Here is a 15011-nt window from a genome sequence, read left to right on the forward strand (position 1 = left end):
TCAGCCCTTCTGTATCCAGTAACTGTAGGTTTCAGCGTGCTTTTCGAAGGCCAGAATCCGGTGTCGGCTTTGCTGCACAAAGGCATAAAAGTCGCGCTCGGAGCCGGGGTCTGTGGCCACAACCTTCAATACCTGTGTCGGCGACAGCGCATTCAGCGCCAGCTTGGCTTTCAGCAGAGGCATCGGGCATTGCAGCCCGGTGACGTCCAGTTCTTCATCAGCATGAGTTCCCATAGCCGCGCATTTTATCAAGCAATGGGAAGCCCTGCATAGCACTGTGTTGCAGACATCACTGTCTGCCCCCGGGATCGAGCAGCCCACGGAATTATTTGTGTTATTATCGGTCTATCTAATCAGGCATGTCGTCTTTATCAGCAATCGGTCAAGTATGCGCACATTTCGTCAGATTACCTCGCTGGCAGCCAGCATTCTGCTGCTGAGCGCTCCGGTGCCGGGGCTGGGTCAGTCCCAGCTGCCCACGCTGGGGGACCGTATTTCCGGCATCTACTCGCTGGAGGAAGAATACCAGATGGGCCGGAACTTTCTGCGCTCGGTGCGCCGCAGTGCGCCCACCATCAGCGACCCCCTGCTCAACGACTACCTGGTCAATTTTACCCACAACCTGGCGGTACACAGTGACCTGCAGGACTACCGGCTGGCATTTGTCATCATTGACAGCCCGGCGCTGAATGCGTTTGCCGCACCCGGCGGTATCATCGGTGTCAACGGCGGCCTGTTTCTGAACGCCCACACCGAGGGTGAATTCGCCTCGGTAATCGCCCACGAGCTCGCGCACGTCAGCCAGCGGCATTTCGCCCGCAGTGTTGAAGACGCGCAGCGACGGCGCATACCGGAACTGGCCACCCTGCTCGCCAGTGTGGTGTTGATGGGTGCCGGCAGCAGCGCCGGGCCGGCAGCGGTGATGGCGGCCCAGGGCCGGGCCATCGAGAACCAGTTACGGTTTTCCCGGCAGAACGAAGCCGAAGCCGACCGTCTGGGCCTGCGTACCTTGTACAGCGCCGGCTACGACCCGGATGATATGGCAAGCCTGTTTGAACGGCTGGTGGCCATGTCACGATTTTCCTCTCGCCCACCCGAGTTCCTGTTGAGTCACCCGGTGACTGAATCGCGGGTTTCGGATGCGCGCAGCCGCGCCAATCAGTACCCCGAGCGCCTGCCACCTCCGGATCTGGAATACCAGCTTATGCGGGCGCGCGTGGAAGTTCACTACGAGCCCAACAAGGCTAATGCCATCAAGGACTTCAGTCAGCGTTTACAGGACAATGTCGACAGCAGCAACACAGACGGACTGCGTTACGGGCTGGCCATGGCCTACCAGGAGGATGACCAGTTCGATCGGGCCCTGGAACTGATTGAGCAGCTGCTGGCAAAAGAACCCAACCGTATTACCTATGTTGCCAGCAAGGCAGAAATTCTCGTCGACAGCGGCGCGCCGCAGGAGGCACTGCCCTTCATAGATCACCATCTGCGCATCAATCCTGCCAACCATCCACTGACCATGGCCAGGGCCAGTGCGCTGATCGGTATCCGGGATTACGCGGCTGCCGTCAGAGTTCTGGAAGCCCACGTGCAGCGGCGGCCAGATGATTACAACTTGTGGTACATGATCGCCGAGACTCAGGGGCAGGCTGGCGATATCAGCAAGGTGCACCAGGCCCGCGCCGAGTACTTTATTCTGGTGGGGGATTTCCGCAGCGCGCGCGAGCAATTGAGCTACGCCCTGCGTATCGAAAATGATCGCGAAGAAAACATCCCGCTGATCTCACGTCTGCGCCAACGCATCACTGATGTGGAAGTACTGCAGCGCGAACAGCAGAGCTAATGCCCGGCCGTCAGGCTTTGCCTTTGACGGCCAGTTGTCGTTGTTGCGAGAAATCCAGCATGCGCTGCAGCGGCACCATGGCCCTGGCGGCCAGATCACGGTCAACCTGAATGCGGTTGCTGCCATCACGCAGTGACTCGTACATCGCCTGCAGTGAATTCATCCCCATCCAGGGACAACTGGCACAACTGCGACAGCTCGCATCATTGCCCGCAGTGGGCGCGACAATCAGGGTCTTGTCCGGCGCCTGTTGCTGCATTTTATAAAAAATACCCTGGTCAGTTGCCACGATAAAGGTCTGCTCCGGCAATTCGACGGCAGCCTTGATCAACTGACTGGTGGAGCCGATCACATCGGCCATGGCCAGCACAGATGACGGCGACTCGGGATGCGCCAGTACTTTGGCATCCGGGTACAGAGCCTTCATGTCCATCAGGCCCTTGGCCTTGAATTCTTCATGTACGATACACGCGGCATCCCACAGAATCATGTCGGCACCGGTCTTGTGCTGAATGTAGTGCCCCAGATGTCGATCGGGCGCCCACAGAATTTTTTTGCCCTGGTCTTGCAGGTGCTCAACCACATCCAGCGCAATACTGGATGTGACTACCCAGTCAGCGCGCGCTTTGACGGCAGCTGACGTATTGGCATAAACCACCACGACACGATCCGGATGCTGATCACAGAATGCAGAAAATTTATCGATGGGACAGGCGATATCCAGCGAACAGGTCGCTGCCGTGGTCGGCATCAATACGGTTTTGTCCGGGCTGAGAATGGACGCGGTCTCACCCATGAAACGCACACCCGCCACGACCAGCACATCGGCATCACAGTCGCGGCCAAAGCGTGCCATTTCCAGTGAATCCGACACCATACCGCCGGTTTCCTCGGCCAGCGCCTGAATCTCCGGATCGGTATAATAATGCGCCACCAGAGTCGCGTTGCGCTCTTTCAGCAGGGCTTTGATGGCGTCACGGTAGCGCTGATTCTCCGTCGGATCCGGCTCCGGTTTGTGCGGCACCTCGGCCAGATATTCACGTACCAGCAAGGTGTCGGCAGCCAGCCGGTTATCCTGTGCAGATGATTGCGTCATAAGTCTGTCTTATCGCTGTCAAGAAGAGTGCGGATGATACCATAGCTTCGGCAGCCCTGAATAAGTCTGAGGCTATCCCGGGAGTTGACCGCGCGGCTGCGGATTTCATTCAAAGAGGTTTTGTTGACAGGATTTTTTCAGATCCGTAAGGCTCTGAATAATGGTGGGGCGTGATGGATTCGAACCATCGACCAATTGGTTAAAAGCCAACTGCTCTACCGCTGAGCTAACGCCCCCCGAGGGGAAATCTCTTCGGGACCGGCGCCCTGCAAAAGAGAGTGCGCATCATACTACGCAACAGGAAAAACTCAAGTATTTTTGTCAAAAAAGCGTATTTTCAACCGGCAAACGCTGTATCAACATACACGGTCGGATCCTTGACGCCGGCATCTTCAAAACCTTTGCGGCGCAATCGGCAGCTGTCACAACGCCCGCAGGCACGCCCTTTGCTGTCGGCCTGGTAACACGACACGGTTAACCGGTAGTTGACGCCAAGCTCATTCCCCATGGCGATAATCTGGGCTTTGCTCAGGTCGATCAATGGCGTTTTGATGCGGATGGGACGGCCTTCAACACCGATGCGGGTCGCCAGATTGGCCATCTGCTCGAAGGCCTTGATGAATTCGGGCCGACAATCAGGGTACCCGGAGTAGTCCAGCGCATTGACGCCAATAAAAATGGCGTCGGCCTCCAGCACCTCGGCCCACGCCAGCGCGTAGGACAAAAACACCGTGTTACGCGCAGGCACGTAGGTAACCGGTATCTGATCGGCCACCACTCCCGATTCGGGCATGGCCACCGATGAATCGGTCAATGCAGACCCACCCAGCTGGCCTATTCCCAGCGGTATCACCTGATGCTGGTGCACGGAAAATGCTGTCGACAGTCGCATCGCGGCATCGAGTTCGCTGTTGGCTCGCTGTCCGTAATTAAAGCTCAGGGCAAAACAATCGTAGCCCTCCGCCCGCGCTATCGCCAGGCAGGTGGCCGAATCAAGTCCGCCCGATACCAGAATGACGGCTTTTTTTGCGCTTTTGTTATGACTGCTGTCCAGTTTCGACTCTGTCACCACACTACCCTGTCCGGAATTCCCAAAAACTTAAGCATACAACGGTTAATGCGCCACGTCAGTGACCCGGCGCATCTCCCCAGATAATTTTGTGTAACTGCACCTGCATGCGCACCGGCAAACGATCAGCCAACACCCAGGCTGCCAGCTCGCGATAGGGTACCTGTTCAAAGGCCGGTGACAGCAAAATCTCGCGCACCCGGCTGCTCAGGTCATACTGATCAATTTTGGCCTTGCTCCACTCGTAGTCGCGACGATCACAAATGACAAACTTCACTTCATCCACGGGCTTCAGGCGACCTATATTGCTCTCCAGATTACGGTCGCATTCGCCCGAGCCCGGCGTTTTTAAATCCATGACCACTGTCACACGAGGGTCCACGGCGGCAATATCCAGCGCTCCGCTGGTTTCCAGCGACACCTTGAGCCCCTGATCACAGAGCTCACGCAGCAATACCAGACAACCCGGCTGTGCCAGCGGCTCACCGCCGGTAACGGTGATGTAGCGCGCACCGGTTGCGCTGACTTGCGCCAGGATGTCGGTCAGCGGCATCATCGTGCCATCGTGAAAGGCATACTCGGTATCACAATAGCCACAGCGCAGCGGACAACCGGTCAGGCGCACGAAAGTCGTTGGCAGGCCTACGGTGCTGCTTTCACCTTGCAGGGAAAAAAATATTTCATTAATGCGCAAACTGAGGGGTTTGGTCATGAGCTCGTCGTTCTGGGGAGGCTAAAGTTGTGCGGCAAGCAAACGTCGTGAGAACTGCACGGCGCTGACGCAAGTCTGCCGCTATGGTCTGGACCGGGCCTGCCTTAGTTCAGGGATCTCATGTATATATCAGCCAGGTTGGCGGCGGACGTATTGGGGAAGCGTGCCCGTACTTCCTGGAGCAGTTGTCGTGCCCGGGCATTGTCACCCAGCCGATGATACACCGTGCCCAGCGAATACATGGCATCCTCGATTTTACGGCCATCGGGGTACTGATCCAGAATGGTTTCAAACGCAACCCGCGCCTGATCAAACATGGACAGGTTGACGTAAGCCTGACCTTTCCAGTAGTAGGCGTTGGTGACAAACCGGCCATCCGGATATTCCGCCAGATACTGGTCAAACTCCTGCACGGAACGTTGATACGCCTCCTGCTGTAGCAGTGAATCCAGCGCCAGCTCGTAAAGTTGTTGCTCGGTCAGCATGCCTGTTGTTGCCGGCGCCGACACGTTATTGCTGACAGATTGCGCGCTTGCCTGCGATGGCGAAGCGGCAGCCTGACTGCCTGACGATGCCGATGTCGATGGCAACGACACTGAATTTGTCGCAGAGCCTGTTGTGCCCGTATTGGCACTTGCTGCTGCGTTTGTGCCCGATGCAGCGGTTGTTGCCGGGTTAGAACTGGTGCCTGCACCGGCACCAATCGTGACTCCGGCAGTCCGTGCTGCTTCCAGATCCTGATACAGCGCACTGATGCGCGCATCCAGATTGGTATATCGATCCAGCGAATCCTGCTGCAGGCGTCGTATCTCGTAACCGTGCTCTTCCACCATGCCCCGCAGGGTCTGCATCTCGTTACGGATATCCTGGAACTGATCCAGCAGCAACATCAATGCATCATTATTGGAAGAACCGGCCTGCGCAAAAGCAGTCGTGTTAAACACGACTGCCGTTACACTGCCTGCGACAACTGCCAGGAATCGCTTCATGCCTTATCAGCCCGCCGGTTGAATTTCTACGCGACGATTCTGACGATACGCGGCTTCAGTCTGACCGCGCACTGCCGGCTGCTCTTCACCGTAGCTGACTGTCTCCAGCTGGCTGCGAGATGCGCCGTTCACGATCAGGAAGTCACGAATGCTGTTGGCACGACGCTCGCCCAGTGCCAGGTTGTATTCCCGGGTACCGCGCTCGTCAGCATGACCTTCAAGACGAACACGACGGTTCGGGTTTGATGCCAGGTTGCGCGCGTGCACAATCAGCGTCTCACGATCTGAGGGCTGGAATTCAGCCACATCAAAGTCGAAGTAGAACACGGTTGTGTTCAGAGCCGCCTGCTCCTCACGCTCACGCTCCATGCGTTCACGCTCCATACGTTGCTGCTCGGCGCGGGCTGCAGCGGCAGCTGCGTCAGCGGCTGCGGTATCATTGGTCTCCATCGGCATCTCTTCCGTGTCGCTGGTAGAGCTACACGCTGCCATACCGGCAATTGTCAGTGCCAGTGCCGCTGTTCTAAACATATTACTAATTTGCATACCCACTATTAGCGTCCTCCAATAGACAAGCTATAAACATTAAATTCTTTGATGACCGGTACAACAATTATACTTACGCCAGTACTGCAACATCTTTACCCGACAATACCTTAATTCAGGTACGGAGACCACGAAGGCTCGCGTACATCGCCCTGCGGGGATGGTAAACGGAACTTTACACGTCCGTCAATGGAAACAGCGTCAAGCACGCCGCGGCCATTATAGGTTGTGCCGTACATTATCATACTTCCGTTTGGTGCCACGCTGGGAGATTCATCCAGTGCCGTATCCGTCAGCGTTATGACCCGGCCAGTCTGCATATTGAGAATGGCAATACTGTAAGTATTATCCTGACGGGTCGCACGACGAACATGGACCATATTCACCCCATCGGGGAGGAACTGGGCCTTGGCACAATAAAAACAGTCGAAGGTTAACCGCTCCGGGAACCCCCCGCTCAGGTCAGCCTGGTAGATCTGCGGCTGACCGGTTCTATCTGACGTAAACAATACATTGCGGCTATCCAGTGTCCACGCCGGCTCGGTTTCCGCCCGCGGATGGTCGGTGATCTGGGTCAGCTGGTCCGTTGCCAGATCCAGCACATACACATCCGGACTGCCGTCTTTGGACAGAACCATTGCCAGCTTGCTGCCATCAGGGGACCACACCGGGGAGCTGTTAATGCCGGGAAAGTTGGTGACCTGGCGCCGCTGACCTGATGCCAGATCCTGAATATAGATGCGCGGCAAATCCGTTTCGAACGACACATAGGCAATCTGGCTGCCGTCAGGCGACCATGCCGGTGACATGATCGGCTCGCGCGACTCCAGCAGAATCTGGGCACGACGGCCATCATAGTCAGCGTAGTGCAGTCGATAGGTCATGTTGCCAATGTCGCCCTCTGCCGAGATATACATGATCTTGGTGGCAAAGGCACCCCGACGCCCGGTAATTTCCTGATACACCACATCGCTGATTTCATGCGCAATATCACGCAGCTGACTGATACTGCCAGTCAATACTTCACCCAGCACCTTTCGTTCGCGATTGATGTCAAAGAACTCCCACTGCACCTGCACCATCTGACCACCGGGGACCCGACTGATTTTGCCGACCACCAGGTACTGCTGCGCCAGTATGCGCCAGTCACGATAATGCACTTCACGCTCTTCGCTGGGCATGCTGAGCATATTGGCGCGCGATAGCGCCCGGAACTCGCCGACCTGTTGCAGATTGTTGCCGATAATCTGTGCAATGTCTTCATCCAGCGGCACACCGCCTTCCCAGGCAAACGGCACCACAGCCACAGGAATGGGATTATCAACACCGCGCGTAATTTCGATGTTCAACTCAGCGGCATTAACACTTGCAGAAAAGGCAAATGTCAGCACCAGTACCAGCAGGCTACGTCGGTTCAATTTAATAAATCCTCCGGTCTGAATGTTAACAACAGTGAACGAAAACTCCGCTCAAACATTCGCGGCGGCATGCCCTGCAGTTCGGTAAATCTGCCCACAGCCCGCACCGCATTTTCCGCCGCACGGTCAAAGGCAGCATCACCGCTCGACCTGACTATTTCCACATCCACCACATCACCCGTGGGAACCAATCGGATCCTCAGCACGGCTGTCATATCGTTTCTTGCGCTGGGCGGACGTGACCAGTTGCGTTGCACCAGGTCGTGAATCACCGCCGTATAAGCCATTGTCATTTCCGCTTCAGTCTCAGCGGCTTCGCCTGCAGCGGCATCTGCCTGTGCCTGCGCCTGTTCCTGCCGCTGACGTTCGGCTTCCTGCAGGCGCTGTTGCTCCAGGCGCTCCTGTTCCTGCCGTCGCGCCTCTTCCTGGCGCTGCTGCTCCTGCCTTAGCTGTTCTGCACGTTCCTGCTCAGCCTGTTGCTGGCGCTCGCGCTCCTGTCTGAGCTGCGTCTGACGCGCCTGTTCCTGTCGCTGCTGCTCCTGACGGAGCTGTTCCTGCCTCTCGCGCTCCTGCTGTTCACGCTGCTCACGGGCCTGTTGTTGCTGCTCTCGCTCGCGTTGCTGTTGCTGCACCTGTTGCTGCTGGACGCGTTCATTGCGCGCCTGCGGATTCTCCGACACCAGCAACGCCTTGACCACCATCGGGCGCACCGCGTCCAGCACTTCGGACTCCGCCTGCTGGAACATCAGCAAGGCTCCCAGTACCGCACCGTGTAAAAGTACTGCCAGAAAAACTGAAATTGGATAACCGTTAAACGCTGTCACAACAATTATTCCAGTGGTTTGGTTACCAGGTTCGGGCTATCAACTCCAGCCACGCGCAGTGCCTCCATCAAACTGATAAAGGGGCCGTAACTGGCACTGGCATCACCCTCGATGAATATCTGTATGGTCGGATTGACCTCGACAATTGATGCCACCTGCTGACCAATCGTCGACAGCTCCACGGGGGTTTGCTCATCCTGCTCAGTAACACCCAGGCTGATAAAAAATTCGTTTTCCGCCGTCAGCTCGATAACCAGAGTCTCGGCGTTTTCATCCATGTCCATGGGCTCGGAATCAACCTGGGGCAAATCCACCCGTAAACCTTGTGTGAGCAATGGCGCCGTCACCATAAAAACAATCAGCAACACGAGCATGACGTCAATGTAGGGCACCACATTGATGTCTGACATCGGCTTGCGTCGTTTTCTGACTATTTCCATCGCTTTCGCTACCGTAACAGGGCTGGGATGACGAGCTGTTTACTTCTGTACGCTGGCCACCTGACGATGCAGGATGCCGGCGAACTCTTCGGTAAAGGTAATATAATTCTGCGCGATGACGTCAACGCGATTGGAATACCGGTTATAGGCAACCACCGCCGGAATCGCCGCAAACAGGCCCATGGCGGTTGCGATCAGCGCCTCAGCGATGCCCGGTGCCACCACCTGCAATGTCGCCTGATTCTGTTCTGCCAGGCCGATAAAGGAATTCATGATGCCGATGACGGTACCAAACAAACCAATGTACGGTGTCACCGAGCCGACAGTTGCCAGAAACGGCAAATTTTTCTCCAGCTTCTCTTCCTCACGCGAGTAGGCTACACGCATGGCACGTTGCGCGCCAGCCATCACACCTTCAGAGCTCACACCGCCTTGCTGACGCAGACGCATGAATTCCTTGAAGCCGGCGCGAAAAATGTTTTCCATGCCTCCGGTGGGCTGGTTCTCTTTTTGCTGGTTGCTGCCATCGCGGTAGAGCTGGCTCAGATCCATACCCGACCAGAAGCGCTTTTCAAACCCCCACATGCCCTGCTCGGCACTACTGAGTACCAGCCAGCGCTGAATAATCATGACCCAGGACACCACCGAGGCCAGCAACAGAATCAGCATGACCAACTGAACGATTAACGTTGCTTCCAGTATCAGCGACCAGACACTTATCGAGCTTTCCACCGGACACTCCCTTATCTGATAATTTCGAGCCTGCAAAGACAGAGTTGAAAACAGGGCGCATTATAAGTCAAATTAATAACTTATAATACAGGAGTGGGTGTCTAAAGGCTGATAAAATATGGCTAAATTATGCTTTGCTGCCCGCTTTGTGAACTCTGTATCACCCTGTCACTCAGTTCGCGCCTCAGGGCTGAACCGGCGCCGGCAATCCCAGCTGCAAATAGGCATGAGGTGTCACCATGCGCCCGCGGGCGGTGCGCATCATGTAACCCTGCTGGATCAGGTAGGGCTCAAGCACATCCTCTATGGTGTCGCGCTCCTCACTGATCGCCGCAGCGAGACTGTCGACACCCACCGGACCGCCACCGAACTTCTCGATCATGGTCAGCAACAGGCGCCTGTCCATATGATCAAATCCATTGTTGTCGATGCTGAGCATGTCCAGCGCCAGCCCGGCAATCTCGCTGCTGATCTGGCCAGCATGCTTCACTTCGCTGAAATCCCGCACCCGGCGCAGCAGCCGGTTAGCGATACGCGGCGTGCCGCGAGAACGACGGGCAATTTCGAAGGCACCGGATTCGTCGATCTGGCAACCCAGAATGCGGGCGGAGCGGGCAACAATCTCGGTCAACTGCGGGTGCGTGTAAAACTCCAGGCGCTGAATGATGCCAAAACGATCACGCAGGGGTGATGTCAGCAAACCCGCGCGAGTGGTGGCACCGACCAGGGTAAAGGGCGGCAGCTCCAGCTTGATGGAACGCGCCGCCGGGCCCTCACCGATCATGATGTCAAGCTGGTAGTCCTCCATCGCCGGGTACAGTATTTCTTCTATTGCCGGACTCAGGCGGTGAATTTCGTCGATAAAGAGGACATCACCCTCTTCCAGATTGGTCAGCAGTGCGGCCAGGTCACCGGCCTTTTCCAACACCGGGCCGGAGGTGGTCTTGATCGCCACATCCAGCTCATTGGCAATAATATTGGCCAGCGTGGTCTTACCCAGCCCCGGCGGTCCGAAGATCAGGGTATGGTCCAGCGGCTCACGGCGATTACGCGCGGCGCTGATAAAAATATCCATCTGGGTTTTGACATCATCCTGGCCGATATAGTCAGCCAGCACCAGCGGACGAATGGCACGATCAACAGACTGCTCCTGCGGCGCCAGCGATGGCGAAATCAGTCGATCATTGTCAGTTGTCATAGTTGTCACACCATTCCCTTGAGCGCCAGACGGATAATTTCCTCGCTGCGCTCGAGCCCCGGATTATCCTTCAGCGTGCGGACAATCATGCGTGCCGCTTCCGCCGGTTTGTAGCCCAGCGCGATCAACGCTGTCTCGGCATCCTCACTGACCGCATTGCCACCGCTTGCCGGCTGCGGTGCGCCTGCCGCGTCGCCGGACGCTGCCGGAGACTGCCAGTCCTTGAGACGATCGCGCATTTCCAGCAGCAAGCGCTCGGCGGTTTTTTTGCCGATACCGGGGATTCGCGTCAGCGCGGTGTCATCATCGTGCCGCACCAGACGGACGAATTCATCCGCTGTCACACCTGACAGGATTGCCAGCGCCACCTTGGGACCGACACCACTGACCCTTATCAGCGCGCGAAACAGGGCGCGCTCCTGCTCATCATAAAAACCAAACAGCAAATGTGCATCCTCGCGCACGACCAGATGCGTGTGCAACACCACGCCCTGACCGGATGCCGGCAACTGATAAAATGTGCTCATTGGCGCTTGCAACTCATAGCCGACACCGTTGACATCCAGCAACAGGTCCGGCGCCTTTTTCTCCAGCACAATACCTTTTAGACGACCTATCACCCAATTATCTCCTTATGACCCGATGCACTAGCGATGGAAACGACCGCGACTGAAGTTGCGCGCCGAGGCAACCTTGATCAGGCTCTGCCGGGTATTAGCATGACACAGCGCGATTGCCAGCGCATCTGCAGCATCGGCCTGCAACTTGCCCTGCAGGCCCAACAGGACCTTGACCATATGTTGCACCTGCACCTTGTCTGCCGCGCCGGAACCGGTGACAGACTGCTTGACGGTGCGCGGGGTGTATTCGGCGACCGGCAGATCCAGATGCAGGCAGGCGACCATGGCACTGCCCCGCGCCTGTCCCAGCTTCAGGGCCGAGGACACACTCTTGCCCAGAAACACTTCTTCGATGGCACACTCCTGCGGCGAGTATTGCTCGATGACATCACTGATACCGCGGAAGATTTCTTTCAGGCGCTGTGGATGCTCACCCAGGGCAGGTTTGATGCAACCGCTGGCAACGTATTTCAGACGGTTGCCGACTGACTCGATGATACCAAAGCCGGTTGCTCGCGAACCGGGATCAATGCCCAGGATGAGTGTCATGTTCTGCCCCGGTTACACAGGTGCCCGACGCCGGGCACCCGCAGATCATGTTCCCGCAACCCGCGCCTCAGGCGGACGGCGCTGCCGGCTGCTCACGCAATCGGATATTGAGTTCACGCAACTGTTTTGCCGACACCGGTCCCGGTGCATCGGTCAACGGACACGCTGCCGACTGGGTTTTCGGGAAGGCAATGACTTCACGAATCGACGTAGCGCCGGTCATCAGCATGATCAGGCGATCCAGGCCAAATGCCAGGCCACCGTGCGGTGGACAACCTGAGGCCAGTGCCGTGAGCAGGAAACCGAATTTTTCCTGCGCCTCTTCCTCACCGATGCCCAGCAGATCAAACACCGCGCTTTGCATTTGCGGCTGATTGATACGGATAGAGCCGCCACCCAACTCGGTACCATTAAGTACCATGTCATAGGCTCGCGACAGCGCCTGATCCGGGTTTGTCCGCAACTCCTCGGGGGTACACGAGGGCGCGGTAAAGGGGTGGTGCAGAGAGTTCAGATTGCCTTCCTTGTCGCGCTCGAACATCGGAAAGTCCACGACCCACAAGGGTGCCCAGCCTGCGCGTACTTTGCCCAGGTCTGCCGCCACTTTCAGGCGCAGCGCGCCGATGGCTTCATTAACGATACCGGCTTTGTCCGCGCCAAAGAAAATGATATCGCCGGTAGCCGCCTGCAGACGTTCCAGCACCTGCTTCACGACCGCTTCCGGCATGAACTTGATGATGGGCGATTGCAAACCTTCCAGGCCGGCGTCGATGTCATTGACCTTGATCCAGGCCAGGCCTTTGGCACCGTAAATACTGACAAACTTGGTGTACTCGTCGATGTCTTTGCGGCTCAGTGACGCACCTTCGGGTACGCGCAGGGCCACCACGCGGCTGTCCGGATCTTTTGCCGGACCGGCGAATACCTTGAAGTCCACCGCAGCCATCAGGTCAGCAATGTCGGTAAATTCCAGGTCGATACGCAGGTCCGGCTTGTCGGAACCAAAACGGCGCATGGCTTCGCCCCAGGTCATTCGCGGAAAATCGCCCAGGTCGACATCCAGATGGCGTTTGAAGGTCTGGCGAATCATCTCTTCCGTGGTCGCCATGATCTGCTCCTCGTTCATGAACGAGGTTTCAATGTCGATCTGGGTAAATTCGGGCTGCCGGTCAGCGCGCAGGTCTTCATCGCGAAAACACTTGGCGATCTGGTAGTACCGGTCCATGCCGGCAACCATGAGAATCTGTTTGAACAGCTGCGGCGATTGCGGCAAGGCAAAAAACTCACCCGGATGCGTCCGGCTGGGCACCAGATAGTCGCGCGCACCCTCGGGCGTCGCCCGGGTCAGGATTGGCGTTTCAATATCCAGGAAACCATTTTCGTCCAGATAGTTGCGAATGGTGTTGCTAACCTTGGAGCGGAACCGCAGACGATCGATCATCTCCGGCCGGCGCAAATCGATATAACGGTGGCGCAGACGCACATCCTCGCTCACCGAGGCGTGCTCATCCAGCTGGAACGGCGGTGTTTTAGCCACACTGAGCACTTCCAGCTCGTGTGCCAGCACCTCAATAGCACCACTGGGCAGATCCTTGTTGACGGTGCCTTCCGGACGGGCGCGCACCAGACCGGTGACCCGGACGACGAATTCGTTGCGCAGCGTTTCGGCAAGCGCGAAGGTTTCCGCGCGGTCCGGATCGAACACGACCTGACACAGACCATCCCGATCCCTGAGATCCACAAAAATAACGCCGCCATGATCACGTCGACGATGGACCCAGCCACAGAGACTGACGGTTTCGCCAATCCGGGCTGCATTTAATTCTCCGCAATAATGGCTGCGCATACTGACTTCCTGCAAGTTTGTTCTGGATGTGAATTCTGCGGCAAATCTCAGGCGGCGGTGTCCGATGATTTGCTGCCGGCGGTTGAGCTTTCTGCCGCGCTGCTGTCCTGGGTGCCATGGCGTTTGTTACCGGTCTTGAAATCGGTTTCATACCAGCCGCCACCTTTCAGGCGGAAACTGGGTGCGGACACCTGTTTTATCAATCCCGCCTGCTGGCAGGCCGGACAGTCGGTTAGCGGCGCGTCACTGAATTTCTGGATGGATTCCAGTCGGTGGCCGCACTCCTTGCATTGATACTCATAAATCGGCATAAAAATAGGTCTCTCTATCCGGGTCTTCGTCCTGCGCCTGACCATGCTGTTAAGCTGAGCTCACAACAGGGCCCCGGGGCGGGCCGTTGACGAATCAATTACAAAGAAAGCAGTTTCGCTCAAAAGCCGCCGATTATACCTTATATTTCCGACGATCATCACCTGTCTTGCGGCAATAGATGCATCAATAATGTCAGGTCCGGCGCTACGACTGAAAACAATTTGCACAACGGCTCAAGACAGAGCCTCTCAGCACTTGCGGCAGGCACTGCAATCCTTTATAAATAACGGCTCGTGCGGTCATTTCCGCCTGCGACGTTACGCATTATTGCTACGTATCATTAATAATTCACCTCACTACACACGAGAATCAGCATGGCAGCTACCAAACCAGCAGCAAAACCGACAGCCAAAAAAACCACGGCAATTGCCACAAAATACACCAAAACCGCCATCCTGGCAGAGATCGCACAAAATACGGATCTGAGCAAAAAGCAGGTTGATGCAGTACTCACCGAGCTCGGCGACCTGATCGAGCGACACATTAAAAAGCGCGGCGTTGGTGAGTTTACCCTGCCCGGCCTGCTCAAGATCAAGGCCGTCAAGCGTCCGCCTCAGCCCGCGCGCAAGGGTGTACCCAACCCGTTCAAACCCGGCGAAACCATGGACATTCCCAAAAAGCCGGCCAGCACCCGCGTCAAGGTCCTGCCGTTGAAAAAACTGAAAGAGTTCGCTCAGTAACAGCCAGTACGGCCCGGCAACACGCTACCACGGCACTGTCAGGCTGGCGGGTTAACACCTGTCTCTTATACACATCT

The 15011-nt window shown here is 56.7% G+C and carries 17 protein-coding genes and 1 tRNA gene; 2 read left to right on the top strand and 16 right to left on the bottom strand.

What is annotated here, in order from left to right; all coding sequences use genetic code 11:
- Positions 1-234 carry a sulfurtransferase TusA family protein gene (locus ENH71_RS08585; protein WP_294134601.1) on the bottom strand — a complete coding sequence of 78 codons (234 nt, stop codon included), beginning with the start codon at positions 232-234 and terminating at the stop codon, positions 1-3.
- Positions 235-388: 154 nt separating this feature from the next.
- On the opposite strand from ENH71_RS08585, the gene ENH71_RS08590 reads away from it, so the two are divergent.
- Positions 389-1843, top strand: a complete 1455-nt coding sequence (locus ENH71_RS08590) for a M48 family metalloprotease (protein ID WP_294134598.1) — start codon at positions 389-391, stop codon at positions 1841-1843.
- 10 nt (positions 1844-1853) lie between these two features.
- Here the strand turns inward: ENH71_RS08590 and nadA are convergent, their stop codons facing one another.
- From nadA to ENH71_RS08665, 15 genes are all read right to left on the bottom strand, one after another.
- Entirely contained in the window at positions 1854-2939 is a 1086-nt protein-coding gene (gene nadA / locus ENH71_RS08595) for a quinolinate synthase NadA (RefSeq protein ID WP_294134595.1), read from the bottom strand.
- Between the two features lie 161 nt (positions 2940-3100).
- Positions 3101-3175 (bottom strand) — tRNA-Lys (locus ENH71_RS08600).
- Positions 3176-3276: 101 nt separating this feature from the next.
- Positions 3277-3993 (bottom strand): 7-cyano-7-deazaguanine synthase QueC, encoded by a 717-nt coding sequence (queC, locus tag ENH71_RS08605; RefSeq protein WP_317622394.1) that lies wholly within the window; start codon positions 3991-3993, stop codon positions 3277-3279.
- Positions 3994-4066: 73 nt separating this feature from the next.
- Entirely contained in the window at positions 4067-4720 is a 654-nt protein-coding gene (gene queE / locus ENH71_RS08610; RefSeq protein ID WP_294134590.1) for a 7-carboxy-7-deazaguanine synthase QueE, read from the bottom strand.
- 104 nt (positions 4721-4824) lie between these two features.
- The gene (gene ybgF / locus ENH71_RS08615; protein ID WP_294134588.1) at positions 4825-5709 is read right to left on the bottom strand and encodes a tol-pal system protein YbgF; all 885 of its coding nucleotides are present in this window, start codon (positions 5707-5709) and stop codon (positions 4825-4827) included.
- A 6-nt stretch (positions 5710-5715) separates the two neighbouring features.
- Positions 5716-6240 (bottom strand): peptidoglycan-associated lipoprotein Pal, encoded by a 525-nt coding sequence (gene pal / locus ENH71_RS08620; protein ID WP_294134587.1) that lies wholly within the window; start codon positions 6238-6240, stop codon positions 5716-5718.
- Positions 6241-6365: 125 nt separating this feature from the next.
- Positions 6366-7673 carry a Tol-Pal system beta propeller repeat protein TolB gene (gene tolB / locus ENH71_RS08625; protein ID WP_294134581.1) on the bottom strand — a complete coding sequence of 436 codons (1308 nt, stop codon included), beginning with the start codon at positions 7671-7673 and terminating at the stop codon, positions 6366-6368.
- The gene (tolA, locus tag ENH71_RS08630) at positions 7670-8497 is read right to left on the bottom strand and encodes a cell envelope integrity protein TolA (RefSeq protein WP_294134579.1); all 828 of its coding nucleotides are present in this window, start codon (positions 8495-8497) and stop codon (positions 7670-7672) included. Before tolA ends, tolB begins: the two co-directional genes overlap by 4 nt.
- 5 nt (positions 8498-8502) lie before the next feature.
- On the bottom strand, positions 8503-8937 hold the full coding sequence (locus ENH71_RS08635; protein WP_294134577.1) for an ExbD/TolR family protein: 435 nt from the start codon (positions 8935-8937) through the stop codon (positions 8503-8505).
- Positions 8938-8976: 39 nt separating this feature from the next.
- Positions 8977-9684, bottom strand: coding sequence for a protein TolQ (tolQ, locus tag ENH71_RS08640; protein ID WP_414704707.1), 708 nt, complete (start codon positions 9682-9684; stop codon positions 8977-8979).
- A gap of 169 nt (positions 9685-9853) precedes the next feature.
- Positions 9854-10867 (bottom strand): Holliday junction branch migration DNA helicase RuvB, encoded by a 1014-nt coding sequence (gene ruvB, locus ENH71_RS08645; RefSeq protein WP_294134568.1) that lies wholly within the window; start codon positions 10865-10867, stop codon positions 9854-9856.
- A 5-nt stretch (positions 10868-10872) separates the two neighbouring features.
- Positions 10873-11487 carry a Holliday junction branch migration protein RuvA gene (gene ruvA / locus ENH71_RS08650; protein ID WP_294134565.1) on the bottom strand — a complete coding sequence of 205 codons (615 nt, stop codon included), beginning with the start codon at positions 11485-11487 and terminating at the stop codon, positions 10873-10875.
- Between the two features lie 27 nt (positions 11488-11514).
- Complete coding sequence (ruvC, locus tag ENH71_RS08655; protein ID WP_294134563.1) at positions 11515-12036, bottom strand: crossover junction endodeoxyribonuclease RuvC; 522 nt, start codon at positions 12034-12036, stop codon at positions 11515-11517.
- 67 nt (positions 12037-12103) lie between these two features.
- Entirely contained in the window at positions 12104-13882 is a 1779-nt protein-coding gene (gene aspS, locus ENH71_RS08660; RefSeq protein WP_294134560.1) for an aspartate--tRNA ligase, read from the bottom strand.
- Between the two features lie 47 nt (positions 13883-13929).
- Positions 13930-14193, bottom strand: a complete 264-nt coding sequence (locus ENH71_RS08665; protein ID WP_294134557.1) for an FmdB family zinc ribbon protein — start codon at positions 14191-14193, stop codon at positions 13930-13932.
- Between the two features lie 375 nt (positions 14194-14568).
- Between ENH71_RS08665 and ENH71_RS08670 the strand changes: the two genes are divergently transcribed.
- On the top strand, positions 14569-14934 hold the full coding sequence (locus ENH71_RS08670) for an HU family DNA-binding protein (protein ID WP_294134555.1): 366 nt from the start codon (positions 14569-14571) through the stop codon (positions 14932-14934).
- Positions 14935-15011: the final 77 nt, after the last annotated feature.

The organism is Pseudohongiella sp., from assembly GCF_011050365.1.
GTDB lineage: Bacteria > Pseudomonadota > Gammaproteobacteria > Pseudomonadales > Pseudohongiellaceae > Pseudohongiella.